The organism is Clostridium vitabionis (assembly GCF_015351765.1).
Taxonomy (GTDB): Bacteria; Bacillota; Clostridia; order Lachnospirales; family Lachnospiraceae; genus Clostridium_R; species Clostridium_R vitabionis.
Window position 1 is genome coordinate 606,869 of the sequence record NZ_JADKQA010000001.1, and the last position, 25,863, is coordinate 632,731.

At 58.6% G+C, this 25,863-nt stretch carries 23 protein-coding genes; 22 read left to right on the forward strand and 1 reads right to left on the reverse strand.

The features are described 5' to 3' along the window. The first annotated feature begins 5 nt into the window (after positions 1 to 5). The 8 genes from ISF27_RS02580 to ISF27_RS02615 all read left to right on the forward strand — a co-directional run bounded on the left by ISF27_RS02580 (position 6) and on the right by ISF27_RS02615 (position 8,657). Positions 6 to 1,754 (forward strand): C40 family peptidase, encoded by a 1,749-nt coding sequence (locus ISF27_RS02580; RefSeq protein WP_235985991.1) that lies wholly within the window; start codon positions 6 to 8, stop codon positions 1,752 to 1,754. An 11-nt stretch (positions 1,755 to 1,765) separates the two neighbouring features. Next, the gene (locus ISF27_RS02585) at positions 1,766 to 2,011 is read left to right on the forward strand and encodes a cytidine/deoxycytidylate deaminase family protein (RefSeq protein ID WP_194608824.1); all 246 of its coding nucleotides are present in this window, start codon (positions 1,766 to 1,768) and stop codon (positions 2,009 to 2,011) included. Positions 2,012 to 2,029: 18 nt separating this feature from the next. Beyond that, complete coding sequence (gene mraY, locus ISF27_RS02590; protein ID WP_194608825.1) at positions 2,030 to 2,989, forward strand: phospho-N-acetylmuramoyl-pentapeptide-transferase; 960 nt, start codon at positions 2,030 to 2,032, stop codon at positions 2,987 to 2,989. Between the two features lie 47 nt (positions 2,990 to 3,036). Then, positions 3,037 to 4,383, forward strand: a complete 1,347-nt coding sequence (murD, locus tag ISF27_RS02595) for a UDP-N-acetylmuramoyl-L-alanine--D-glutamate ligase (protein ID WP_194608826.1) — start codon at positions 3,037 to 3,039, stop codon at positions 4,381 to 4,383. 24 nt (positions 4,384 to 4,407) lie between these two features. Then, a complete protein-coding gene (locus ISF27_RS02600) occupies positions 4,408 to 5,589 on the forward strand; it encodes an FtsW/RodA/SpoVE family cell cycle protein (RefSeq protein ID WP_194608828.1) in 1,182 nt (393 codons plus the stop codon). A gap of 2 nt (positions 5,590 to 5,591) precedes the next feature. Continuing rightward, the gene (locus ISF27_RS02605) at positions 5,592 to 6,383 is read left to right on the forward strand and encodes a cell division protein FtsQ/DivIB (RefSeq protein ID WP_235985992.1); all 792 of its coding nucleotides are present in this window, start codon (positions 5,592 to 5,594) and stop codon (positions 6,381 to 6,383) included. Between the two features lie 235 nt (positions 6,384 to 6,618). Continuing rightward, the gene (gene ftsZ / locus ISF27_RS02610; protein ID WP_456236834.1) at positions 6,619 to 7,791 is read left to right on the forward strand and encodes a cell division protein FtsZ; all 1,173 of its coding nucleotides are present in this window, start codon (positions 6,619 to 6,621) and stop codon (positions 7,789 to 7,791) included. An 80-nt stretch (positions 7,792 to 7,871) separates the two neighbouring features. Continuing rightward, positions 7,872 to 8,657, forward strand: coding sequence for an SseB family protein (locus ISF27_RS02615; protein WP_194608832.1), 786 nt, complete (start codon positions 7,872 to 7,874; stop codon positions 8,655 to 8,657). Between the two features lie 214 nt (positions 8,658 to 8,871). Here the strand turns inward: ISF27_RS02615 and ISF27_RS02620 are convergent, their stop codons facing one another. Further along, positions 8,872 to 9,663 carry a type III pantothenate kinase gene (locus tag ISF27_RS02620; protein ID WP_194608834.1) on the reverse strand — a complete coding sequence of 264 codons (792 nt, stop codon included), beginning with the start codon at positions 9,661 to 9,663 and terminating at the stop codon, positions 8,872 to 8,874. Between the two features lie 158 nt (positions 9,664 to 9,821). Here ISF27_RS02620 and ISF27_RS02625 point away from each other — a divergent pair, with 158 nt between their 5' ends. The 14 genes from ISF27_RS02625 (at position 9,822) to pip (ending at position 25,856) form a co-directional block, all read left to right on the forward strand. Next, positions 9,822 to 11,420 (forward strand): peptide chain release factor 3, encoded by a 1,599-nt coding sequence (locus tag ISF27_RS02625; RefSeq protein ID WP_194608835.1) that lies wholly within the window; start codon positions 9,822 to 9,824, stop codon positions 11,418 to 11,420. A gap of 22 nt (positions 11,421 to 11,442) precedes the next feature. Further along, complete coding sequence (locus tag ISF27_RS02630; protein WP_194608837.1) at positions 11,443 to 11,889, forward strand: GatB/YqeY domain-containing protein; 447 nt, start codon at positions 11,443 to 11,445, stop codon at positions 11,887 to 11,889. Between the two features lie 10 nt (positions 11,890 to 11,899). Further along, positions 11,900 to 13,321 (forward strand): Sapep family Mn(2+)-dependent dipeptidase, encoded by a 1,422-nt coding sequence (locus ISF27_RS02635; RefSeq protein ID WP_207727366.1) that lies wholly within the window; start codon positions 11,900 to 11,902, stop codon positions 13,319 to 13,321. A 38-nt stretch (positions 13,322 to 13,359) separates the two neighbouring features. Continuing rightward, a complete protein-coding gene (locus ISF27_RS02640) occupies positions 13,360 to 14,499 on the forward strand; it encodes a zinc-ribbon domain-containing protein (protein ID WP_194608839.1) in 1,140 nt (379 codons plus the stop codon). 79 nt (positions 14,500 to 14,578) lie between these two features. Continuing rightward, positions 14,579 to 15,034 carry a transcriptional regulator NrdR gene (gene nrdR, locus ISF27_RS02645; protein WP_194608840.1) on the forward strand — a complete coding sequence of 152 codons (456 nt, stop codon included), beginning with the start codon at positions 14,579 to 14,581 and terminating at the stop codon, positions 15,032 to 15,034. Then, positions 15,031 to 15,576 carry a YqeG family HAD IIIA-type phosphatase gene (locus tag ISF27_RS02650; protein ID WP_407926038.1) on the forward strand — a complete coding sequence of 182 codons (546 nt, stop codon included), beginning with the start codon at positions 15,031 to 15,033 and terminating at the stop codon, positions 15,574 to 15,576. The genes nrdR and ISF27_RS02650 overlap by 4 nt, the downstream gene beginning before the upstream one ends. 80 nt (positions 15,577 to 15,656) lie before the next feature. Further along, the gene (efp, locus tag ISF27_RS02655) at positions 15,657 to 16,214 is read left to right on the forward strand and encodes an elongation factor P (RefSeq protein WP_194608841.1); all 558 of its coding nucleotides are present in this window, start codon (positions 15,657 to 15,659) and stop codon (positions 16,212 to 16,214) included. Positions 16,215 to 16,329: 115 nt separating this feature from the next. Beyond that, positions 16,330 to 17,157: a peptidoglycan recognition protein family protein gene (locus ISF27_RS02660; protein ID WP_194608842.1), complete on the forward strand. Its 828-nt coding sequence runs from the start codon at positions 16,330 to 16,332 to the stop codon at positions 17,155 to 17,157. Positions 17,158 to 17,209: 52 nt separating this feature from the next. Further along, entirely contained in the window at positions 17,210 to 18,976 is a 1,767-nt protein-coding gene (gene argS / locus ISF27_RS02665) for an arginine--tRNA ligase (RefSeq protein ID WP_194608843.1), read from the forward strand. Further along, a complete protein-coding gene (locus ISF27_RS02670; RefSeq protein WP_194608844.1) occupies positions 18,977 to 19,846 on the forward strand; it encodes a PHP domain-containing protein in 870 nt (289 codons plus the stop codon). It abuts the gene before it with no gap. Positions 19,847 to 19,997: 151 nt separating this feature from the next. After that, complete coding sequence (locus ISF27_RS13420) at positions 19,998 to 21,509, forward strand: D-alanyl-D-alanine carboxypeptidase family protein (RefSeq protein WP_268904223.1); 1,512 nt, start codon at positions 19,998 to 20,000, stop codon at positions 21,507 to 21,509. A gap of 187 nt (positions 21,510 to 21,696) precedes the next feature. Continuing rightward, on the forward strand, positions 21,697 to 24,336 hold the full coding sequence (locus ISF27_RS02680; protein WP_194608846.1) for a valine--tRNA ligase: 2,640 nt from the start codon (positions 21,697 to 21,699) through the stop codon (positions 24,334 to 24,336). A gap of 117 nt (positions 24,337 to 24,453) precedes the next feature. Continuing rightward, positions 24,454 to 24,906, forward strand: a complete 453-nt coding sequence (locus ISF27_RS02685; protein ID WP_194608848.1) for a PaaI family thioesterase — start codon at positions 24,454 to 24,456, stop codon at positions 24,904 to 24,906. Between the two features lie 20 nt (positions 24,907 to 24,926). Beyond that, on the forward strand, positions 24,927 to 25,856 hold the full coding sequence (pip, locus tag ISF27_RS02690; protein WP_194608850.1) for a prolyl aminopeptidase: 930 nt from the start codon (positions 24,927 to 24,929) through the stop codon (positions 25,854 to 25,856). The last annotated feature ends 7 nt before the right edge of the window (positions 25,857 to 25,863 follow it).

Consider the following 25,863-nt stretch of genomic DNA (forward strand, 5'->3'; position numbering starts at 1 on the left):
CATTCATGCAGAAAAGGGATATCAATAAAATACTGGGAAAAATACGGCAGAAGAAGAGCGGGAAAGACCCGATGCGATATTTTTCCCTTGTCGGCGGGGCGGTTATCCTGGTGCTGCTCGCCGTGATTGTGGTTAAGGTCGCGGGCGGAAGCCGGCTGAGGTTCGGCGGGGGTTCCTCCGCGGGGGGAGGATCCCCGGAGAAGATTGCGCTTACGGATGCGCCGACCCTGTCCCCGGAGGCGGCGGCGGAGAGTGAGTCCGCCGAGGCGGAGGAGGAGAAAGAGGCCGTCGTCGATTCCTACAAAAATCTCGGCATCGTCAATGTGAGCGGATTCCTGAATCTCCGGGAAAAACCGGACAAGACGTCCAAGATCGTCGGCAAGCTCTACGGGGACAGTGCCTGCGAGATTCTCGACGATCAGTCCAACCAGGGATGGTACAAGGTCACAAGCGGCGGATTAAACGGCTACATCAGCTCGGAATTTGTCCTGACCGGCGATGAGGCGAAGAAGAAGGCCATGGAGGCCTGCCAGAAGATGGCCGTCATCAACACGGAGAAGCTCAATGTCCGCACAGAGCCCAGCGGGGACGCCCAGATCGTCGAGCAGGTGCTTAAGAATGAGCGCTACACCATCAAGGGCGAGAAGGACGGCTGGATCGAGATCCCCGACGGATATATCTCCGCGGATTTCGTGGATGTGAAATATGCGCTGAACGAAGCCAGGGAGCTGGATCTTCGGACGGCTGTCCTCAATATGTATGACAACCTCGGCATTTCCGATGTGGATACTTACCTGAATATCCGTTCCTTCCCCGGCGAGGATCAGCCGATCATCGGCAAGTTCCCGGGCAAGGCCGCCGGCGAGCTGATCGAGATGACGACGGATCACCAGTGGTACAAGATCCAGTCCGGCCCGGTAACCGGCTACGTGAAGGCGGAATATATCCTGACCGGTGACGCGGCGAACCAGTTTGCCCTGGAAAATGCGAAACTGATGGCGATCGTCAACACGGACCGCCTGAATGTCCGGAAGGAGCCGAACACGGACTCCCAGATCTGGACGCAGATCTCCAATTCCGAGCGCTATGACGTCGTCAGCCAGGATGTCGACGGCTGGGTGCAGATCCAGCTGGATGATGATACGGCTTATGTCATGACGGACTATGTCGATGTCCGCTATGCGCTCAATGAGGCGATCCAGTACACGCCGCCGGCTCCTGAGCCCGAGCCGGAGACCCAGGCTCCCGCCGCCTCTGGGAACGGAGGAAACTCTTCGTCCGGGAAGAGCAGCACGGGAAAGAGCAGTTCCGGCAAGAATGGTTCCGGAAAGAGCAGCTCCGGCAAGAGCAGTTCCAAGAACGGCAGCGCGCCTTCCGGCGGTTCCGGGGGAGGAAAGAGGAGCTCAGTGGTCAGCTACGCTGTCCAGTTCCTCGGCAACCCCTATGTCTGGGGCGGGACGAGCCTGACGAACGGGACGGACTGTTCCGGTTTCACGATGTCCGTCATGTCGCATTTCGGCGTCAGCCTGCCGCACCACGCGGCATCCCAGGCCGGCTGCGGGTCATCGGTCAGCGCGGGCAGCATGAAGCCTGGCGACCTCGTGTTCTACAGCAACGGGAGCGGCATCAACCACGTGGCAATCTATATCGGCAACGGCCAGGTTGTCCACGCCTCGAACCCGAAGAGCGGAATTAAGATTTCCAGCTGGAATTACCGGACGCCGGCGGCGATCCGGAATGTCCTCGGAAACTGAAAGGAGTTTCTATGACATCTGCACAGATTCTTGCGGTTGTGATCGGCGCGCTGATTGTCGCCGGGCTTGCTGTGCTTGTCGCGTGGCTCTACCGCGATAAGCCGATGCAGCTGACCCCCTGCGGGTCCTGCCGGCAGGACTGCCCGTCGAAGGAGATGAGCCCGAAGGAGCAGCAGAAATATTATGAGCGCGAGCTCACGGAGAAGACGTCCGCCTGCCGGACAGTCGGAAAAAGCAACGTCAGCGGAAAGCACTGAGCTTTCAGGGGGAGAGTTATGGTAATCCGAGATACCATTCTGGCTGTATTTGTGGCATTTGCGGTGACCGCCGTCCTTTGTCCGGCTGCGATCCCGATCCTTCACCGGATGAAGTTCGGCCAGCAGGTACGGAGCGACGGGCCGGAGACGCATCTCAAAAAGCAGGGGACGCCGACGATGGGCGGGATAATGATTCTCGCCGGCATCGTGGTTTCCACCCTGGTGTTCAGCTTCCGTTATCCTGAGGCGCTGAAGGTACTTTTCCTCACTTTGGGATTTGGAATCGTCGGCTTTCTCGATGATTTTCTGAAAATCAGGAAAAAACAGTCCGAAGGGCTGAACCCGAAGCAGAAGCTGGCGCTTCAGTTCGTGATTACCGCCATTTTCTGTGTCTGGATGATGATGACGTCGGACGCGGGAACCACGATGCTGATTCCCTTTGTCCACATCCCGGTGACACTGCCGGCGGTTCTCTTTATCCCGCTGCTGTTCTTTATTGTTCTCGGCACGGACAACGGCACGAATTTTACCGACGGGCTGGACGGCCTGCTTGCCAGCGTGACGATTCCGGTGGCCATTTTCCTGGCAGCGGTCTCCGTCTACCGCGGCTGGGAAATCTCCCCGGTCTGCGGGGCTGTTCTCGGGAGCCTCATGGCGTTCCTCCTGTTCAACGCCTATCCGGCGCGCGTATTCATGGGGGATACCGGATCGCTCGCGATCGGCGGCTTTGTTGCCGGCGCGGCCTATATGATGCAGATTCCGCTGTTCATCCCGGTCTTCGGATTTATCTACCTGATTGAGGTGGTCTCGGTGATCATCCAGGTGTCCTATTTCCGGGCAACCCACGGAAAGCGTTTTTTCCGGATGGCACCTATCCATCATCATTTTGAAAAATGCGGCGCCCGGGAGCCCCAGATTGTGGCGGCTTTCAGCGTGGTCACCGCGCTCCTGTGCATGCTGTCCTGGCTGCTCCTCTGATCAGCCGGAAGAAAGCGAATTGAAATAGAAAAGGAAGGAAGAGACAAATGAGTCAGAAAGTGTTGGTAGCCGGAAGCGGCAAGAGCGGCGTCGCCGCGACGAACCTCCTTATCGCCAAAGGGGGAGAGGTTGTGCTGTATGACGGGAATAAGAAGCTCGACGCGGCGAAGATCCGGGCCAAGTTTCCGGAGGATGCCAAGGTGACGGTGGTCATCGGCGATCTCACGAGGACAGACCTGATCGGCATCGAACTCGCCGTGGTCAGCCCCGGCATTCCCCTGGATGTTCCCTTTGTCAAGATGATCGAGGAGGCGGGGATCCCGATCTGGGGAGAACTCCAGCTCGGCTACCACTGCGCGAAGGGCAAGCTCGCGGCGATCACCGGCACGAACGGTAAGACCACGACGACCGCGCTCACCGGCGAGATCATGAAAACCTTCTATGACAGCGTTTTCGTCGTGGGCAATATCGGGGATCCCTATACCGCGCACGCCCTGGATACCACGGACGAGTCAGTGACGGTGGCTGAGGTGTCCAGCTTCATGCTGGAGACGGTGCTCGACTTCCACCCGAATGTTGCCGCGATCACGAACATCACCCCGGATCATCTGGACCGCCACAAGACGATGGAAAATTATATCGCCGTCAAGGAGAGCATCTCCAAGAACATGACCGCGGAGGACACGATGGTTCTCAATTATGAGGATGAAAACCTCCGGGATTACGGCGAGAACCTGAAGACGAAGGTTGTCTGGTTCTCCAGCCGGAGAAAGCTTGACCAGGGCTATTACCTGGATGAAGACCGGATCATGTACAGTGACGGGGAGAAGCAGGAGGAGATTGTGAATGTTCATGATGTCCAGCTCCTCGGCAGGCACAATTATGAAAATATCATGACCGCGATCGCGATCGCCCGCGCACTGGATGTCCCCATGGACAAGATCGTGGAGGCGGTAAAGAAATTCAAGGCGGTTGAGCACCGGATCGAGTTCGTCACCGAGCGCTTCGGCGTGAAGTACTACAATGACTCCAAGGGAACCAATCCGGATGCTTCGATCCAGGCTGTGAAGGCAATGCCCGGCCCCACGCTGCTCATCGCCGGAGGCTACGACAAGCACAATGAATTTGACGAATTCATCGAGGCCTTCGACGGGAAGGTGCGCTACCTGGTGCTGATCGGCCAGACCAGGGACAAGATCGCCGAGTGTGCGAAGCGCCACGGCTTCAACGATATCATGTACGCCGAGGATCTCCAGGAGGCTGTCCAGGTGTGCGCCTCCTACGCAAATCCGGGCGATTACGTCCTTCTCTCCCCCGCCTGTGCGAGCTGGGGTCAGTTCAAGAATTTTGAGGAGCGCGGAGAGAAATTCAAGCAGTACGTTCATGAACTGTGACGCTGTGAGGGGAGCTGACGCGATATGGCTACTGCCTCTGCCGCGGTGCGGCACAAAAAGAGAAAAAAGAGAGCGCATCTGTACTATGATTATGAGCTGATGATTTCCGTGATCTTCCTGTGCCTCTTCGGGCTGATCATGATCTACAGCGCGAGTTCCTATACCGCGCAGCTCACCTACGAGAAATCCTGGTACTATGTCCAGCGCCAGGCGGTCTTTGAGCTGGTCGGCTTTGCCGCGATGCTGGTCGTCTCCAAGCTCGATTATCACCGGCTGCGGAAATGGGCCGTCCCGCTCTATTTCCTCTGCTATGTCCTGATGTTCCTTTTGCTGTTCACCCCGTTGGGCGTGAGCTCTCATGGGAAAAAGCGGTGGCTGAGGGTCGGCGTGCAGTTTCAGCCGACGGAGCTGATCAAAATTGCCCTGATCCTGCTGACCGCCACCATTCTTGACAACCTTGGGACGAAGATCAACGACTGGAGAAGGGCTCTGCGCCTGATTCTCTATTGTATGCCGCTGATCCTCCTGGTCACCAAGAATAACCTGAGCTCGGGCATCATCATCGCGGGCATCATTTTTATCATGCTCTTCGTTGTGGTGGAGAAATCCCGCTGGTTTTATCTCCTGTTCGGGCTGATGCTCGCGATGCTCTTTCTCGCGCCGAAGCTCAGTACGCTGCTTGTGCGCATCGGGCTTCTCAAGGAATATCAGCTGGGGAGAATTCTTGTCTGGGTAGATCCGGTGAAGTACGCAAAATCCGGCGGCTACCAGGTCCTTCAGGGGCTCTACGCTGTGGGTTCCGGCGGCTTCTTCGGCAAGGGCCTCGGCCAGAGCCTGCAGAAGCTGGGGTTCGTCCCGGAGGCGCAGAATGATATGATTTTCTCGATCCTCTGTGAGGAGCTCGGGCTGTTCGGCGCTTTCTGCATGATCGCCATGTTCCTGTTCCTGATCTTCCGGTTTGTGAAAATTGCGCAGAATGCGCCAGACCTTTTCGGTTCCATGCTGGTCATCGGCATCATGGCGCAAATCGCGATCCAGGTGATCCTGAATATCGCGGTGGTTGCGAATGTCATCCCCAACACCGGTGTCACCCTGCCGTTTATCAGCTATGGCGGTACATCCGTCGCACTGCTCCTCTTTGAGATGGGCATCGCGCTCAGTGTGTCCAACCAGATCAGCCCGCCGTCAGAGAACCGTGAGGAGTGATCATGATGGAAAATGATAGCAGGAACCCGGCTTTCCGGGGCGAGGAGTCCTTCGCCACGAAATTCCGCCGCGGATTCCGGAGGCACAGGAGAGGAATCGGCCTTCTCACCGCCCTGATGATTCTGCTGATCGCAGCTGCCTGTGTATTTGCCATCCCGCTCGAGAGCATCACGGTCAGCGGCAACCGGCATTATTCTGAGGAGGAGATCAAGGACAGAATCTTCACGGGGCCATTTTCCCGGAGCGCCCTGCTTACTTATATGAAGTACCGCTTCCAGGATCACGTCGGCATCCCGTTTGTGTCGGACTACAAGCTGGTCTACAAGGATCCGACCCATGTGGAGGTGATCGTCTATGAGAAGAACGTCATCGGGTATGTCTCCTATATGGGCAGCAACATGTATTTCGACAAGGACGGCATCGTGGTGGAGAGCACGTCCGAGGTGATCGGGGGCGTCCCGCTGATCACCGGGCTGCATTTTGGCCACATCGTCCTCAACCAGGCGCTTCCGGTGGATAACAGCGAGGTGTTTTCCCAGATCCTGAACCAGACGCAGATTCTCGCGACGAGCGGGATATCGCCAGACAAGATCAATTACGACAAAAATCTGAATTCCACGCTTTATATCAAGAATCTTAAGGTTGTGCTCGGCGGGCAGGACAGCATGAGCGGCAAGCTGATGGAGCTCAAGGACATCCTCGCGTCTTATCCGGACCTCAACGGGACGCTCTATCTGGACAGCTACGATGAGTCGAATTCCAGCCCGATTTACCGGTTTGAAAAAAATTCCTGAGGCGCAGCCGCCTGTTTACACATAAAAAAATATCGGAATCTTCATTTTTTATAACACATTTAGCAGTTGATTTTTAAACAGAAATCAAATATATTATAAGATAGCTTGCAATGGTCCGGCCTCACAGGATGAATCGTGTGGGGCCGTTCAAAGTTGAGCATCAGATTTTCAGGATAAAACAGAACCAGATATTCAGGATATCGGGATAGGAGGATGCATCTTGTTAGAGGTTAAGATGAACGAGTCGGAGAACTCGGCGAGAATTATCGTGGTAGGCGTCGGCGGGGCCGGAAATAACGCCGTCAACAGGATGATCGATGAGAATATTGCCGGTGTTGAGTTCATCGGCATCAATACAGATAAACAGGCGCTATCAATGAGCAAGGCGACGACCACGATGCAGATCGGCGAGAAACTGACCAAGGGCCTGGGCGCCGGCGCAAAGCCGGAGATCGGTGAGAAGGCTGCCGAGGAGAATCAGGAAGACATCCAGTCCGCCCTCAAGGGTGCCGACATGGTGTTTGTCACCTGCGGCATGGGCGGCGGCACCGGAACCGGCGCGGCACCTGTCATCGCGAAGATTTCCAAGGATATGGGCATCCTGACCGTCGGCGTCGTGACGAAGCCTTTCCGTTTCGAGGGAAGAGTGCGCATGAACAACGCCCTCGCCGGCATCGAGAAGCTGAAAACCGCAGTGGATACCCTGATTGTCATCCCGAACGACCGACTTCTGGACATCGTTGACCGCAGGACATCCATCCCGGATGCGTTCAAGAAGGCAGATGAGGTTCTCCAGCAGTCGGTCCAGGGCATTACCGACCTGATCAATGAGCCGGGACTGATCAACCTGGATTTCGCGGATATCCAGACCGTCATGAAGGACAAGGGCGTCGCGCACATCGGCATCGGCCACGCAAAGGGCGACGACAAGGCCATCGAGGCAGTCAAGGCCGCTGTATCCAGCCCGCTCCTTGAGACGACGATCGACGGCGCCTCCCAGGTGTTGATCAATATCTCCGGTGATATGACCCTGGCAGAGGCAAATGATGCCCTGTCCTACGTCCAGGAGCTTGTCGGAGAGGACGCCAACATTATCCTCGGCACGACGGTGGACGACGATGCGCAGGATGAGTGCAGCATCACCGTCATCGCGACCGGACTGGACGACAATGCCGCCCAGGAGCAGCCCTCGACGAATAAGTTCGCGAGAGCGGCCGAGCCCCGCCAGGAGCAGCCGGCCGGTACATTTGCCGCCGCGCAGGCACAGCCGTCCGCAGGCGTGCGCAGGCCGGAGGCGGCCCAGCAGCCGCGCTATGAGTCCCCGATGCTGAACAATCCGGCACCGGTACACCCGAGAGCGGCGCAGACCAGCCTGAATATTCCGGATTTTCTGAAAAATAAGAAGTGATTCTGAACTGAACCAAAATCTGACGAGATCCCGGCACCAGTCTGCCGGGATTATCGTTACACTGACGGAGGACATTCCGCATGGAAAAAGTACATCAGCTGATTGCCGGCGCGCAGGGCAAGGACGATCCGAAGACTGCCGCAGAAATCATCCGGCTTCTGAAGACGGAGGACGGCATGTATACCGTCGAGGTCCGCATTACCGGCAATTATTATCTTGGCAGTGAGAACGAGGAGCCGGCTGCCTATATTTTCACTAACGAGAGCTACGCGAGGGAGTTCGCGCTCACCGTCCGCAATACCGGGCTGACCAGCCGGGTACGCCAGATCATCCCGAAGGTCCGCCATGCGTTTTTCGACGACCTCTACCGCAGCGGATTCCGGGCGGTCTCCATCGACCGGAACCATGAGACGATGACCCTCTCGCTCTTCGCAATCATCAGCCGGCCGAAGAATGAGAACGGCGCCGTGCTCAACCCCGGCCTTCTTCTCGCGGCGAACACCTTCTACCAGGCGGTCGCCCAGCGCAGCGCGGTCAAGAGCATGCAGACCGTGCTCACACGGGAGCTCTACGACGCGGAGTATCTTGTCCCCTGCACCGACGAGTGGGGTACCGATCATCCGATGATCGGCAACAACGACGGGGAGAAGTTTTATCCGGTATTCACGGATATCGTGGAATTTTCCAAATTTGACCGGAAGCACCAGTTTTCCGCCCAGGAGCTCGACATCGAGGCGCTGAAAAAGCTGGCGAAGAAGTGCGATGGCGTGGTCGTCAATCCTTTCGGATTCAACCTGTCGCTGAGCCGCGACAAGGTGGAGAGAATCATCAGTGAGAACGGCACCCGGGAAAATGCGCAGGCGTGACCGTGAAGCCGGGGAAGAAGCAAATTTGCTAAGTTCGGACTGCGCTTTCGCTTGTCCTCACTAAGCAAATTCGCATAGCTCGCACTAAACTCGCACTTCGCCCGCTGGGCTCGCGCTTGTTAAGTGCTCTGCATAATAAGCGGCAGGGCTGCATCCTGTTCTCCGGAAGAGAACGGGGTACAGCCCTGCTTTTGAACATCCGCCGGCGCGGGGATCAGGAACGGTGCATTTTCCCCGGCAGGGGGCGGTTTCTCTCATAGAGGGTGAGCAGGCCTTTGAGGATCAACGTCTCGTCGAAGGCGACCTCATGGCGCAGGTGCGGGAGGACGAGCTTCATCAGCCCGCCGGTGGCGATGATGGAAGCGCTCTCGCCGAGCTCCGCCTCAATCCGCTCGATCATGCCGTCGAACATGGAGGCGTAGCCGTAGACGATGCCGCTCTGCATCGAGACCACGGTATTCTTCCCGATGACCTGCCGCGGTGCCTCAAGGCTGATTTTCGGGAGCTGCGCGGTGTTTGCGCTCAGGGCCTCCAGGGAAATGCGGATGCCGGGCATCAGGCAGCCGCCGATATAGCTGCTCTCCGCGTCGATGACGGAGAAGGAGACCGCCGTGCTCATATCGATGATGATGAGCGGCGGCCTGTGCATCTCGAGAGCCCCGACAGCGGTGGCGATCATGTCGCTGCCCACGCCGCGGGGATTGTCCATCCGGATGTTCAGCCCCGTCTTCATCCCGGAGCCCACAAACTGGGCGCGGATGCCGGTGATTTTCCGGATTGCCTCGCTGATCGTCCGGTTCAGGGGCGGGACGACAGAGGAGACGATGGCGCCCTCGATCGAGGACAGGTTGATGTGATAGATCTCCAGAATACTTTTCAGAGTGATCGCGTACTCCAGGTTCGGCTTTCCGATCACCGTGGTGATCCTCTCCCAGAAGTAGATTTTCCTCCGGTCGATGCAGCCTACCGTGATGTAAGTGTTCGCGATATCAACAGCTAAGATCATTCCGCTTACCTCCCGCTACCAGTATAGCGGAAGGCGCAGATAACGGCAAGAACAGGAATGGGTTCTTGACTTCATTCCTGGGGAACTATAAAATATGTTACGGATTTGACAGACATTTTTGGGGGCTGCCGCGCCAGCCCGGAACGGTGGAGGTTTTTTTGAGTACATTAGCGGAAGAAATCAGGAAAAGACGAACATTTGCCATTATTTCCCACCCGGATGCCGGCAAGACGACGCTGACCGAGAAGTTCCTTCTCTACGGCGGAGCAATCAACCTGGCGGGAACCGTCAAGGGAAGGAAGGCGACGAAGCACGCCGTCTCCGACTGGATGGAGATCGAGAAAAAGCGAGGCATCTCCGTCACCTCCTCCGTGCTGCAGTTCAATTACGACGGCTACTGCATCAACATTCTGGATACCCCGGGACACCAGGATTTCTCCGAGGATACCTACCGGACCCTGATGGCGGCGGATTCCGCGGTCATGGTCATCGACGGGTCGAAGGGTGTCGAGGCGCAGACCATCAAGCTCTTCAAGGTCTGCGTGATGCGCCACATCCCGATCTTTACCTTTATCAACAAGCTGGACCGCGAATGCCGGGATCCCTTTGAGCTGACCGATGAGATCGAGGATATCCTGGGCATCCGGACCTGCCCGGTCAACTGGCCGATCGGCTGCGGCAAGAATTTCAAGGGTGTCTATGACCGGGAGACCAGGAAAATCGAGACCTTCAAGGCCAATATGAGCGGCCAGAAGGCGGTGGCGGAGAAGGATTACTCGCTGGATGATCCTGACCTCGAGGAGGCGATCGGCTTCCAGAACCGCGACAAGCTGAACGAGGATCTGGAACTTCTTGACGGTGCCGGCGCGGAATTTGACCAGCAGCTCGTCAGCGAGGGGAAGCTCACGCCGGTATTCTTCGGCTCCGCCCTGACCAATTTCGGGGTACAGACCTTCCTTGAGCATTTTCTCCGGATGACCATACCGCCGCTGCCGAGAAAGACGACGACCGGGGTGGTGGATCCGTTTGACGAGAAGTTCAGCGCCTTTGTTTTCAAGATCCAGGCCAATATGAATAAGGCTCACCGTGACCGCGTGGCGTTCATGCGCATTGTGTCCGGCAAGTTCACGGCGGGGATGGAGGTCACCCATGTCCAGGGCGGGCGTAAGGTCCGCCTGACACAGCCGCAGCAGATGATGGCGGATGAGCGGAAGATTGTGGATGAGGCCTATGCCGGAGACATCATCGGGATCTTTGACCCGGGCATTTTCTCGATCGGGGATACGCTCTGCGAGTCCGACGAGAAGATCGAATTTGTCGGCATCCCGACCTTCGCGCCGGAGCATTTCGCCAGAGTGCGGCAGATCGATACGATGAAGCGCAAGCAGTTTGTGAAGGGCATCGAGCAGATCGCCCAGGAAGGCGCGATCCAGATCTTCCGCGAGACCTCGGGCGGCATGGAGGAGATTATCGTCGGCGCTGTCGGTGTCCTGCAGTTCGATGTCCTGACGTTCCGCCTGAAAAATGAGTATAATGTCGAGGTAGCCCTGGACCAGCTGCCGTATGAATATATCCGCTGGATCACCAACTGGGAGGAGATTGACCTTGATGCCATCCAGGGAACCAGCGACATGAAGATGATCCAGGACATGAAGGGAAATCCGCTTCTCCTGTTCGCCCATGAGTGGAGTGTCGGCATGGTCGAGGAGCGGAATCCGAAGCTTAAGCTTTCGGAGTTCGGGAACTTTGAGGTCTGATTGCCGGTAAGGAGGCAGAAAAATGAGCAAGATTGATACAGTTCGTTCGGAAATGTTTGCCGCGATGAAGGCAAAGGACAAGCCGCGCAAGGACGCCCTGTCCGTGCTGCTCACCGTTCTCAAGAACGCCCAGATTGACGGCGGCCACGAGCTTACCGAGGATGAGGCGAACGCGGTGATCCGCAAGGAGATCCGCCAGACCCAGGAGACCATCGATATGGCTCCCGCGGACCGCACGGACATCCGGGAGGAGGCGGCTGCCCGCATCCGTGTGTACCAGGAATTTGTTCCGGCGGAGATGAACGAGGAGCAGATCCGCGCCGTCATCACTGAGGTCCTGGGGGAGCTCGGCATCAGCCAGCCGACGGCGAAGGACAAGGGGAAGATCATGAAGAACCTGATGCCGCGCGTGAAGGGGAAAGCGGACGGCAAGCTGGTTAACCAGGTGCTCGGAACGATGATGGGCTGAGGGGGAGAACATGGCAGTATCAAAACTCATCTATCGGCAGATCGACGACTATGTGGAAAAACACAAGGCTGAGATGATCAGTGATATTCTCACCCTCTGCCGTATTGACAGCGAGAAAATGCCCTACCAGATGGGATCGCCCTTCGGTGTCGGCATCACGCAGGCGCTTTCCACGGCGTTAAATATCGCCGAGGGGTACGGCTTTACGATCAATAATTACGACAATTATGTGGGGACCGCGGATCTCGCCCCGGACAAGGAGAAGCGGCTGGACATCCTGGCCCATCTGGACGTCGTTCCCGCGGGGGAGGGATGGACCGTCACAAAGCCATTTTCCCCTGTTGAGAAGGACGGGAGGCTCTACGGCAGGGGAACCGCCGACGACAAGGGGCCTGCCATGGCGGCGCTGCTCGCGATGCGCTGCGTGAAGGATCTCGCCATTCCGGTGAGCGGCAATGTCCGCCTGATCCTCGGAACCGACGAGGAGACAGCGAGCGTGGACATCCGCCATTATTATGAGGTGGAGGACGAGGCGCCGATGACCGTGTCCCCGGACGCGGATTTCCCGGTCATCAATGTCGAGAAGGGGCGCTATCAGCCGGTTTTCCACCGGAACTTTGAGGCGAGAAACCCGATGCCCGGAATTCTCGGGATCAAGGCGGGAATCCGCCAGAATGTCGTCCCCGGCAGGGCATCCGCCGTGATCAGCGGCCTCGATGACAACCTTGTGCGGGACGCCGGGAAGAAGCTGACGAAAAAGATTGGCGTCCGCTTCACGGTGACCGGCGCTGAGGGCGGCCTTGAAGTGACCGCCGAGGGGGAGACCTGCCATGCCTCGGCGCCCGCCGAGGGGAAAAACGCGCTGACCGCGCTGATCGCGCTTCTCGCGGAGCTTCCCTTTGCGGATTCGGCGCGGGTGCGGACCGTCAGGGATCTAGCAAAGCTCTTCCCCTATGAGGATATGACCGGAAAGGCGCTCGGCATCGACCTTGAGGATGAAGTTTCCGGCCGGACCACGGCGGTGCTCTCCGTCCTCGAGATGGACGAGGATGAGCTGACGTTCGGGATCGACTGCCGGGTTCCCGCCTGCGGGAACAAGCAGAACGTCGTGGAGCCGGTGAAGGCGGCTGCCGGGAAGTACGGATTTGCCTTATCCTCGGAGGATATGGTGCAGGCGCATGTGGTGAGCCCGGATTCCCGCTTTGTCCGCACGCTGCTGGATGCGTACAGGACCGTGACCGGCGAGGAGGGCTACTGCCGTTCCACCGGCGGCGGCACCTATGTGCATGACCTGAAAAATGGCGTCGCCTTCGGCGCATCCATGCCGAAGACCGACAACCGGATGCATGCCGCGGATGAGTTCGCCGAGATCAGCGATCTCACGCAGGCGGCGAAAATCTACGCTGTGGCGATTGCCGAGCTCTGTAAATAAGAGGATTTCCCGGGAAACCGGGAAAGGAGAAGGAAAGCATGGACAAAGACAGAACCTACATTGCGCCGGAGGAGGAAGAAGCCGGTTCCCTGACCGCGCGCGGCCGGATCCGCGGGGAGATTGCCGACGCGGAGCGGGTGAGAAGCCTGCAGGTCGGGAAGCTCGGTGAGGCGGTCGTTAAGAAATACCGTGGGAAATCCAGCGGCGATCCGGAGATCGATCTTCTCGTCGGCACCATCGAGGAGGCGGAAAGGCGGATGGGCTCCCTGGAGGAGCAGCTGAGCCTGCTGGACGGACGGAGGACCTGCCCCAGGTGCGGGGCAAGTGTTCCCCTGAATTCCCAGTTCTGTTCGGTCTGCGGCGCAAAGCTCCCCCCGGCGGAAGGTCTCTCCGTGTGCCCCCGCTGCGGGAAACCGCTCCAGCCGGGAGACAAATTCTGCATTAACTGCGGATATCAGGTCCGACCTATGGCGTCCGGCGGTGGTGAGACCCCGGAGGAGGCTGCGGATGGGACCCCCCAGGCCGTGACGCCGGAAGAAACCAGGGAGCAGCCTGCGGCGCCGGAAGCTCCGGAGACAGAGCCCGCTGTGCCGGAGCCTGAGGCGGCAGCACCGGAGCCTGAGGCAGCAGCACCGGAGCCTGAGGCGGTTAAGGACGAGATCCACCCGGAGCCGGTCGGAAGGGAGGATTTCCACCCGGAACCGGTCGGGAAGGAGGACTTCCAGCCGGAGATTGTCGGGGGGAAGGATGATTACCGCCCGGAGCCGGAATTTATCGGCGCGCCGGATGTCTGCCCGGTCTGCGGGGCAATCGTCCCCTTCGGCCACGAGTTCTGCTCAAACTGCGGCTGTAAGCTGAGTGTGCCGGAGGAGGCAAAGAAGTTCCCGGGAGCACATCTCATCATGAAGATGGGCAATGTCACCTTCCGGGTTGACCGCCCGACTTATATCATCGGAAATGACCGCGGAAATCTCCGGATCACAGACCGGCATATTTCCCGGGAACACGCGGAGATCCAGTTCTGCAACGGGGATTTCTTCCTCAAGGACCTGAAATCCGCAGAAGGAACCTTCCTGAACGGAAACAGAATCTCGCCGGAAGCCCCGGAAAAGCTCAAGGACGGCGACCGAATCGGATTCTCGGATATCGAGGCGGTATTCCGCCTCGGGGAAGCGTAAAGCTGGCGAAAGGAGGACTGCCTGACGGCAGGATGCGCTCATGCCCGCCAGCGGCGGGGATCCGCGCATAAAAACAACGATGAATTGTCCATTTTGCGGCGCAGCCGACACCAGGGTCATCGACTCGAGACCCGCGGAAGACAACAGCATCCGCCGGAGACGGCAGTGCGATAAGTGTAAGAGAAGGTTTACCACCTATGAGAAACTGGAGACCATCCCCCTGATGGTCATCAAGAAGGACAGCTCGCGCGAGCCCTATGACCGGAGCAAGATCGAGGCGGGCATCCTGCGTTCCTGCCATAAGCGGCCGGTTTCCCCGAAGCAGATTTCCGAGATGGTGGATTCCATCGAGGCGGAGATTTTCAATCGGGAGGAGAAGGAGATTCCGTCCTCCGTCATCGGCGAGCTGGTCATGAGCAAGCTCAAGGACCTCGACGAGGTGGCCTATGTCCGCTTCGCCTCCGTCTACCGCCAGTTTAAGGATGTCCAGACCTTTATGGAGGAGCTGGGGAAGATTCTCGACAAGAAAAAGTGAGACTGCGGGGAAATGCCATGCTGAAATCCTTTTATCCGGATGCGTTCTGCGAGAGCGCCTATGCCATCGATTATGCCGCCCTCTACCGGTCCGGCGTGCGCGGGCTGATTTTTGACATCGACAACACGCTGGTCCCGCACGGGGCTCCGGCAGACCAGAGGGCAAAAGAGCTCTTCCGAAAGCTCCGGGAGATGGGCTTCCACACCTGCCTTCTCTCCAACAACCGCCGTCCGCGCGTCGAATCCTTTGCCATCGGGGTCGGGGCGGAAAACTATGTCTGGAAATCCGGAAAGCCGAAGCCGTCCGCGTGCCGGAAGGCGATGGCGGCGATGGGGACATCCCCGGGATCGACGGTATTCATCGGAGACCAGCTGTTCACCGACATCTGCTGTGCCAACTGGGCGCGTGTCCGCTCCATCCTGGTGCCGCAGATCGATAAAAAAGAGGAAATCCAGATCGTCCTCAAGCGCAGGCTGGAAAAAATTGTGCTGTATTTCTGGAGAAGGGCGGAGCGCCGGGAAAATGGCGCAGAAAACAGTTGAAAATCGGCGGCGTTTCGATTAGAATAAATTGAATAATTTTTTTCGGGAAACGTGAGCAATATCAAGGAGGATTTAGATTTATGGTTTCAGCAGGCGATTTCAGAAACGGTGTAACATTGGAGATTGACGGCGTTGTTTATCAAATTCTGGAGTTCCAGCATGTTAAGCCGGGAAAGGGCGCTGCTTTCGTAAGAACAAAGATCAAGGACGTCATCAACGGTGGCGTTGTTGAGAGAACCTTCCGCCCGACCGAGAAGTTCCCGGTGGCGAGAATCGATAAAATTGATATGCAGTACCTTTACAAGGACGGAGACCTGTATAACTTCATGGACAACAACACCTATGAGCAGATCACGCTGAGCGAGGAGCTCTGCGGCGACGCCATGAAGTTTGTCAAGGAGAATGAGACCGTTAAGGTTCTCTCCTACAACGGCAAGGTATTCGCTGTCGAGGCACCGCTGTTCGTTGAGCTCGAAGTTACCGAGACAGAGCCCGGCCTCAAGGGCGATACCGCTACCGGAGCGACCAAGCCGGCAACCGTGGAGACAGGCGCGCAGATCATGGTTCCGCTGTTTGTCAACATCGGGGACAAGGTAAAGATCGATACACGTACCGGCGAGTATCTGTCCAGGGCTTGACGGAAGAACATAATGGAGAGCAGGGGGAGTGCCGCGAAACAGGGCATTCCCCTTTTCCGTTGCGGGACACGGGACGCCGGCTGGGCGGAAGCGGCCGGGTTCCGGAAAGGATGAGATGGAGGAAAAAACGGAATCGAAGAATCCGGAGGCCGGGCAGGACAGACAGGAGGCAGGAGCTCTGCCACAGGCCGGGAGGAGGCGTGGGAAAAACGGCCATAGCCATATCCTCAGCCGCGGACGTATCCCCGGACGCAGCCGGGGATCGAAAAGCCGCGGGGAGCGCAGGGCGCCTGGCTGCCTGGTGCGTCTTGTCCTGGCGTTCATCCTTGCGGCGGTTTTCTTCGGCATCGGCTACGAGACCGGGAAAAATGCGGGGGACGGCGGGGCGAGCTTTGTCCCGGAGACCCGGAAATATGTGGATCTCAGCGCGGTTAAGGCGCCGGACTGGATCAGCCAGGAATTTATCGACGTGAACAAATATTCCCGTCCGGGGATCAAGCTGAACCAGGTGAACAACATCGTTGTCCACTATGTGGCAAACCCCGGGACAACCGCCGAGCAGAACCGGAGCTATTTCGCGGGACTTGCCAACCAGACCGGGAGCTCGAAGATCCACGCGAGCTGCCATTTCATCATCGGCCTTGACGGCGAGATCGTGCAGATCATCCCGATCGACGAGATGGCTTACGCATCCAACAACCGCAATTCTGACACGATCGCGATCGAGTGCTGCCATCCCGGGGAGGACGGCAAGTTCTCGGATGCCACCTACGCGAGCCTGGTGAAGCTCTCGGCATGGCTCTGCGGGGAGCTGGATCTCACCCAGAAGGATCTGATCCGCCATTATGACGTCAACGGGAAAATCTGCCCGAAGTACTTTGTCGAGCACGAGGACGCCTGGAAAGACTTTAAGAACGATGTGAAAAAAGCCCTGAACGAATAAGCGGATAGAAACGCTGAACAGGAAAAGAACATTGAACGAATGAGGGGACAGCATGAAAAGCATAATTGAACTGATCGCGGACGCCCTGGCGGCCGCCTTTGAGAAAGCCGGATATGACCGGAAATTTGCCATGGTGACACTGTCGAACCGGCCGGACCTTGCCGAGTACCAGTGCAACGGCGCCATGGCCGCGGCGAAGCAGTATCACAAAAAGCCGATCGATATCGCGAGTGCGGTCGTCACAGAGGCGTCCGGAAACGCGATGTTCGGGGAGATCGGCGCAGTGATGCCGGGATTTATCAATATCCGGCTGAGCGCGCGCTTCCTGGCGGATTATGTGGAAGAGCTGCGCGGAGCGGACAAATTCGGCCTGAACACCGCGGAGAACCCGGAGACAATCATTGTGGATTTCGGCGGGGCGAATGTCGCGAAGCCGCTCCACGTCGGCCATCTCCGCTCGGCGGTCATCGGGGAGAGCGTAAAGCGCATCTGCCGGTATATGGGACACCATGTGATCAGTGACATCCACATGGGCGACTGGGGCCTGCAGATGGGCCTCATCATCACGGAGCTCCAGGTGAGAAAGCCGGACCTGCCTTACTTTGATCCGGATTTCCGCGGGGAATATCCGAAGGAAGCACCGTTTACCATCAGCGAGCTGGAAGATATCTATCCGACGGCGAGCAAGAAGGCGAAGGAGGACGAGGCGTTCGCCGAGCGGGCGCACGAGGCGACACTGAAGCTCCAGCAGGGCTATGCCCCTTACCGGGCGATCTGGAAGCACATTATGGCGGTCTCGATCCCGGATCTCCGGAAAAATTATGACAACCTGAATGTTTCCTTCGACCTCTGGCGCGGGGAGAGCGACGCGGCACCGGACATGGAGCCGCTGATCGAGGATCTGGAGAAGAAAGGGCTCGCCCATGAGAGCGACGGCGCCCTGGTCGTCGATGTCGCCGAGGAGACAGACACCCGGAAGATCCCGCCGTGCCTGGTCAGAAAGTCCGACGGCGCGGCGCTTTACGCCACCTCAGACCTCGCCACGATCGTCCAGCGTGAGCGGGAATTCCATCCGGACCGCTATATCTATGTCGTGGACAAACGCCAGGAGATGCACTTCATCCAGGTCTTCCGTGTATCGAAGAAGGCCGGCATTGTGAAGCCGGAGACGAAGATGATTTTCCTGGGGTTCGGCACGATGAACGGAAAGGACGGCGGCCCGTTCAAGACCCGCGAGGGCGGCGTCATGCGCCTCGAGTACCTGATCCGCGACATCGACGATGCCGTGGAGAAAAAGATCCGCGAGAAGAACAAGGTGCCGGAAAATGAGATCGAGGATACCACGAAGAAGGTCGGCCTTGCGGCGATCAAGTACGGCGATCTCTCCAACCAGGCGACGAAGGACTATGTCTTCGACGTCGACCGGTTTACCTCCTTTGAGGGCAACACCGGTCCGCATATCCAGTATATGGTCGTCCGCATCCGGTCGATCCTCGCGAAGTACAGGGAGCAGTTCGGAAGCCTGCCTGAGGCGGCGATCCGCCCGGCGGAGAGCGCGACAGAGAAAGGCCTCCAGCTTGTCCTGACACGCTTCGCGCAGACTGTGGAAAATGCCTTTGCCGAGACAGCGCCCCACAAGATCTGCCAGTACATGGCGGAGCTCGCCGACGCGTTCAACGGGTTCTACCTGGAGAACAATATCCTCGGGGAAAAGGATCCGGAGAGACAGAAGGCATTCATTTCCCTGATCCGCCTGACCGCGGACGTCCTCGACGCGGCGATGAGCCTCATCGGCATCGAGGCGCCGGAGCACATGTAAATGGAAAATGCAAAGTTCTGCGACCTGCATATGCACAGCAGCTGCTCGGACGGGAGCGACAGCCCGGAGGAGCTTCTCCGGGCTGTCCGGAAAGCCGGCATCGGGATCTTTGCCCTGACCGACCATGACACATTCGACGGTGTGGGCGCGGTCGAAAAGCTGCTCGCCGGAATGGCAGATCCGCCGCGCTTTTTCCGCGGGATCGAATTTTCCTGCATCACCGGCGCAGGGAAGGTGCATATCCTCGGCTACCAGTTCGACCCGGAAAGCCGGGTGATGGCGGAGGCGGTCGCCGAAGGGCGTCGCCTCAGGGAAATCAAGTTTGAAAGGCGCCTTGCCCATCTGGAAAAGTGGCATGGTATCCGCTTCACCGCGGAGGAGATGGCGTACCTTAAGGCGCAGAAAAGCGTCGGGAAGCCGCACCTCGCCCGGCTTCTGGTCAGGAGGGGACTTGCTCCGGATATTTCCGGGGCGATCCGCGACTATCTCGACGACCATGGCGGGAAGGACGGGACAGACGCGAGAATTCCCGTGGCGATGGCGATCCGGGCGATCCTGGATGCCGGCGGGCTCCCGGTGTGGGCGCACCCGCTCGGCGGGGAGGGGGAGAAGCATCTCACCTCCGCGGAATTTGAGGGGTGCCTGCGTGAGCTCACCGCCGCCGGGATCCGCGGCCTCGAGTGCTACTATTCCCGCTATACGGCGGAGGAGGAAGCCTTCCTCGAGGAGATGGCGGACCGGCACGGCCTCTGCCGCAGCGGGGGCAGCGATTACCACGGGAAAAACAAGGACATTCCTCCGGGGATGCTCCGTGAGGACAATTTGACGATTCCGTTACAAAAAATTACAATATTGCGACATCTCATCTAAATGGCGCCGCCCTGTGCTATACTTTGGAGGTAACCTCCGGCCGGGGCGGCGCTTTTCCGCTTAAGCAGAGCACTTAGCATGCGCGAGCCAAGCGGGCGCAGGATCCGCAAACCGGCCGCTCACGGACGAATCGATGCAAATGGAGAGAAGGATGAAAAAATTCAGGAACTGGCTGCGCCGGGCTTTTGCGGCGGCACTCTCGCTTGCTGTATTTTCAGCCACCCTCACGGGAACGGCCTTCCCTGCGGAGGCCGCAGTCACCTCGAAGGGGACGGCCAGGGTGGACACCTCAGTCAGCAAGCCCGCTGTGGAGTCGGAGGGGGCGGTGCTCTATGACGCGACGGACGGCATTTTTCTCTATGAGAAGAACGCGGACACCCAGTTCTACCCGGCGAGCATCACCAAGGTGATGACGGCGCTTCTCGCCGCGGAGAACCTGGATATGGACGATACCGTGACCTTCTCGGCGAACGCGGTGGACAGCGTGGAATCCGGCGGAACGACACTCGGCATCACGGCGGGCGACACGTTTAAGGTCAGCGACCTGATGTACGGCCTCTGGCTCCATTCGGCGAATGAGGTGGCCAATGGCCTTGCCGAGAAGATCTCCGGGAGTATTTCCGCCTTTTGTACGAAAATGAACACGAGGGCGAAGCAGCTCGGCGCGACCCACACGAATTTCGCAAATCCGAACGGGCTCAACAATTCCGCCCACAAGACAACGCCGCACGACATGGCGCTGATCACAGCGGCGGCTTTTGAAAATGAGACGGTCCGGACGGTGGCGAAGACCCTGCACTACACGTTCCCCGCAGGGCAGAGCTCAGGCGCTTACAGCATGACGATGGGACACAAGATGCTGAACCCGTCCAGCGAGTATTATTACCAGGGCTTTATCGGCGGAAAGACCGGCTATACCTCGAAGGCGCTGAATACGCTGGTTTCGGTGGCAGAGCGGAACGGCATCCGTCTCGTGGCGGTCGTCATGAAGAGCAACTGGAAGCATTACAGCGACTCCAAAGCGCTCTTTGATTATGGCTTCGCTGCGGTGAAGTCCAGCTCACGGGCATACCGTCTCGCAAGCACGACGTATTCTACCCTCGGCTCGTCAACCGCCTCCGGGAGCGCGTCCGGAAAATCCGGGACTTCCGCCGGCCCATCTGCCTCCGGGAGCGCGGGTTCCGCCCCGGGTTCCACCGGCTCGTCCCGGGGAACGGTCAGCCCGGGCAGCACATCCGGCAATTCCTCCGCAGAGGGGCCGGGGAGCAGCCAATCGGTGGGAAGCCAGAGTCCGGGCGGGATGTCCCCGTCGTCCCTTGCGCCGGCGCAGGCGGCGCTCACCGGAACCTGGGTATCCGTGGGAAGCCGCTGGCGTTTTCAGAAGCAGGACGGATCCTATGCCGCCTCCGGCATCTACGAGATCAAGGGAGAGTGCTACGGCTTCGGCGCGGATACCTACATGCTTTCCGGCTGGCAGGAGCTTGGTGGAAAATGGTACTATTTCAGCATTTCCACCGGGGCATTGCGGAGAAGCGCCTGGATCCCCAGCGCGGTGAGCGCAAAGCGCTGGTATTACCTCGGGGCTGACGGTGCCATGCTGACGGACACGGTCACGCCGGATGGCTACCGCGTCGACGGAAACGGGGCCTGGGAGGAATCCTGAGCAGCTATCCGCTGATCGTCCCGGCTTTTTGCAGGACAGGATCATGTCCTGCGCCGTATGTGCTGCACAGTAACCGCCCCGGACAGAAATCTTCTGCCCGGGGCGGTTACTTTTTGCTTTTATGTCCTGATTGTGCTATCATAAATTGCATATTACCGCGATGAAGCGCACAGGGAGACACCAATCTATGAAAGAACTGGAGAAAACATATAATCCTGCCGAGATTGAAGACCGGCTGTACGAGAAGTGGCTGAAAGGCAAGTATTTCCATGCGGAGGTGGATAAGCGGAAGAAACCGTTCACCATCGTGATGCCGCCGCCGAATATCACCGGCAAACTGCACATGGGGCACGCACTCGACAATACGATGCAGGACATCCTGATCCGCTATAAGCGCATGCAGGGGTATTCCGCCCTCTGGCAGCCGGGCACCGACCACGCCGCGATCGCGACCGAGGTCAAGGTGACCAACAAGCTGAGGGAGGAGGGCATTGACAAGAACAAGCTCGGCCGCGAGGGCTTCCTCAAGAAGTGCTGGGAGTGGAGAGACGAGTACGGCACGGAGATTGTAAGCCAGCTGCATAAGCTCGGCGTCTCCGCGGACTGGGACCGCGAGCGGTTCACGATGGATGAGGGCTGCTCCGAGGCCGTGAAGGAGGTTTTCATCCGCCTCTACGAGAAGGGCTATATTTACAAGGGATCCAAGATCATCAACTGGTGCCCGACCTGCCAGACCTCCATCTCCGACGCGGAGGTGGAATACGAGGATCAGGACGGCTTCTTCTGGCATATCAATTATCCGATTGTCGGGGAGCCGGGAAAATATGTGGAGATCGCCACAACCCGCCCGGAGACCATGCTCGGCGATACCGCCGTTGCCGTGAACCCGGACGATGAGCGCTACAAGGATCTCGTCGGGAAGATGTTAAAGCTCCCGCTGACAGACCGCGAGATCCCGGTGATCGCCGATTCCTACGTCGACAAGGAGTTCGGGACCGGCTGCGTGAAGATTACGCCGGCGCATGACCCCAACGACTTTGAGGTGGGCCTGCGCCATAACCTCGAGCAGATCAACATGCTGACCGACGACGCGAAGATCTGCATCCCCGGAAAATATTACGGCATGGACCGCTACGAGGCCAGGAAGGCCATGGTGGAGGACCTGAAGGCCCAGGGGCTTCTCGTCAAGGTTGTCCCGCACAGCCACAGCGTCGGCACCCACGACCGCTGCCACACGACCGTTGAGCCGATGGTGAAGCCGCAGTGGTTTGTCCGCATGCACGAGATGGCTCAGCCGGCGATCGCCGCCCTCAAGAACGGCGACCTGAAGTTCGTTCCGGAGAGCTACGGCAAGACCTACCTGCACTGGCTCGAGAACATCAGGGACTGGTGCATTTCCCGGAAGCTCTGGTGGGGACATCGGATTCCGGCCTACTACTGCGAGGACTGCGGGGAAATGGTGGTCGCCAGGGAAATGCCGAAGGTGTGCCCGAAGTGCGGCGGCACCCATTTCACCCAGGATGAGGAGACGCTGGATACCTGGTTCTCCTCCGCCCTCTGGCCGTTCTCGACCCTTGGCTGGCCGAAGAAGACCCCGGAGCTGGAGTATTTCTATCCGACAGACGTCCTGGTTACCGGATACGACATCATTTTCTTCTGGGTCATCCGGATGGTCTTCTCGGGCATCGAGCAGACCGGAAAATGCCCGTTCAATACGGTGCTCATCCACGGCCTTGTCCGCGACGAGCAGGGGCGGAAGATGAGCAAGTCGCTCGGCAACGGCATTGACCCGATTGAGGTGATTGACAAGTACGGCGCCGATGCGCTCCGGATGATGCTGATGACGGGAAATGCGCCCGGCAACGACATGCGCTTCTACTGGAAGAAGGTCGAGGCAAGCCGGAATTTCGCGAACAAGATCTGGAACGCTTCCCGCTTCATCATGATGAATCTGGAGAAGTCGGACGGCGCGGATGTCCGCCTCGAGGATCTCACGCCGGCAGACCGCTGGATCCTGTCGAAGGCCAATACGCTTGCGCGGGATGTAACCGAGAATCTCGACAAGTTCGAGCTCGGCATTGCCCTGCAGAATATCGTGGATTTTGTGTGGGACGAGTTCTGCGACTGGTACATCGAGATGGTGAAGCCCAGGCTTTATAACGACGAGGATCAGACGAAGGCGGCCGCCATGTGGACGCTCAGGACAGTCCTCATCCAGGCGCTGAAGCTCCTTCACCCGTTCATGCCGTTCATCACCGAGGAGATCTTCTGCAACCTGCAGGATCAGGAGGAGACGATCATGACCTCCCGCTGGCCGGAGTACCGGGAGGACTGGCACTTCGCGACCGAGGAGAAGGAGACGGAGATCTTAAAGGAAGCTGTCCGGGCCATCCGCGACGTCCGCACATCCATGAACGTAGCACCGTCCAGAAAGGCAAAGGTCTACGTGGTCTCGGAGAACGGGGAGACCCGCGATATCTTCGAGCGGGGCGTCTCGTTCTTCCAGTCGCTGGCCTCGGCGAGCGAGGTCTCGATCCAGCAGGATCGGACAGGCATCGCCGATGACGCGGTATCGGCGGTCAGCGGAAGCGCGACGATGTACATGCCCTTCGGTGACCTGGTGGATATCGAGAAGGAACTCGCAAGACTCAGGGCGGAGGAGAAGCGTCTCTCCGGTGAGCTCACCCGCTCCGACCGGATGCTGAGCAATGAGAAATTCCTCGCCAAGGCGCCGGCCGCCAAGATCGAGGAGGAGAAAGCCAAGCGTGCGAATTATGCCCAGATGATGGAGCAGGTCAAGGAGAGACTTGCCCAGCTCACAAAATAAACGCGGGATTTGATGACGGCCGCCGTTTCCGTGCTTTTCGCGGAACCGGCGGCCGCGCGCATAGCGGAGAGCGGCTGAGGGAATCCGCAGACAGGCAATACGGAGAGAAGAAAAATCATGGATGTTGAGAAAATCAAGGAATACCGCGTGGTGAAGAATAATTTTGCCAGCGCGCTGGGCATGCGGATCACGGAAATTACCCCCGGGCATGCGAAGATGGAGATGGACGTCACGGAGAAATTCATGAACCCGATCAAATCCGTGCATGGCGGGTGCATCTATTCTCTCGCGGACAGCGCGGCGGGAACGGCAGCAGCGACCGGCGGCAACCTGATGACGACCGTGTCCTCGGATTTCCATTATCTGCTCCCGGCGATCGGCTGCCGGAAGCTGTTTGCCGAGGCGGATGTGATCAAGGAGGGAAAACAGATCAATGTCTACTTCGTGACGATCACCGGGGATGACGGGAAAAAGCTCGCGGTGGGGACATTTACCTTCTTTAACCTGGAAATGCCGATCTCGTCGGCGCTGGAGGAAGACGGCGCGGATGAGCCGGAGGATATCGACTGAGCGGAAAGGGAGGCGTAATCATGATTGACCATGCAGATTTTTACCTGAAGACAGGCGACGGGCAGGAGCTCGCCATCTACGACCGCGGAGGCAGGGACCTGCCGGCGGTCATTTACCTTCACGGCGGACCGGGCGCGGGAATGAATGAGGAGGACTTTCACTTCTTCGACCTCGCCAAATGGCATGTGATCGCGTTCGACCAGCGGGGCTGCGGGAATTCTCGTCCCTTCGGGACACTGGAACATAACCTCGTGCCGGACGGCGTCGCGGATATCGAGCTGATCCGCCGGCATTACGGCATTGACCGCTGGATCGTGTTCGGCGGGAGCTACGGCTCGACGCTTGCGCTGTCCTACGCGATTGCCCATCCGGAACGGACAGAGGGGCTGGTTCTCCGCGGGGTCTGGCTGGCGAGAAAGTGCGACCGGGACTGGACCTTCGAGGAAGGCGGGGCGAGCCTGTTCCACCCGGACAGCTTCGCGCCCTACCGGGATTTCATCCCCGAGGCGGAGCGGGGGAGCCTGATCGAGGCGTACTACCGCATTTTCCTTTCCGGAGATGAGGAGAAAAAGCGAAAAGCGTGCAAGATCTGGGCGAGCTGGGAGGATGCGCTGATCACGCTCCGGCCGTTCCCGATCCCGGAGGAGGTGACCAGCTACGATCTCTCCAGCGCCCTCCTGGAATGCCACTTTATGGTCAACAACATGGGCTGGGATGATGACAATTACATCCTGCAGCACGTAGGCCGCATCCGGGACATCCCGACATGGATTGTCCAGGGGCGGTACGACCTGGACTGCCCGCCGATCGAGGCGTGGACGCTCCGGGAGCAGCTCCGCAACGTGCGCCGTTTCCAGATCAACGAGGCGACGGGACACCTCTCCCATGAGCCGGAAAATGAGCGCGTCCTCCGGGAGATCATGGATGAGATCGCGGATGAACGCCAGTGACGAAAGG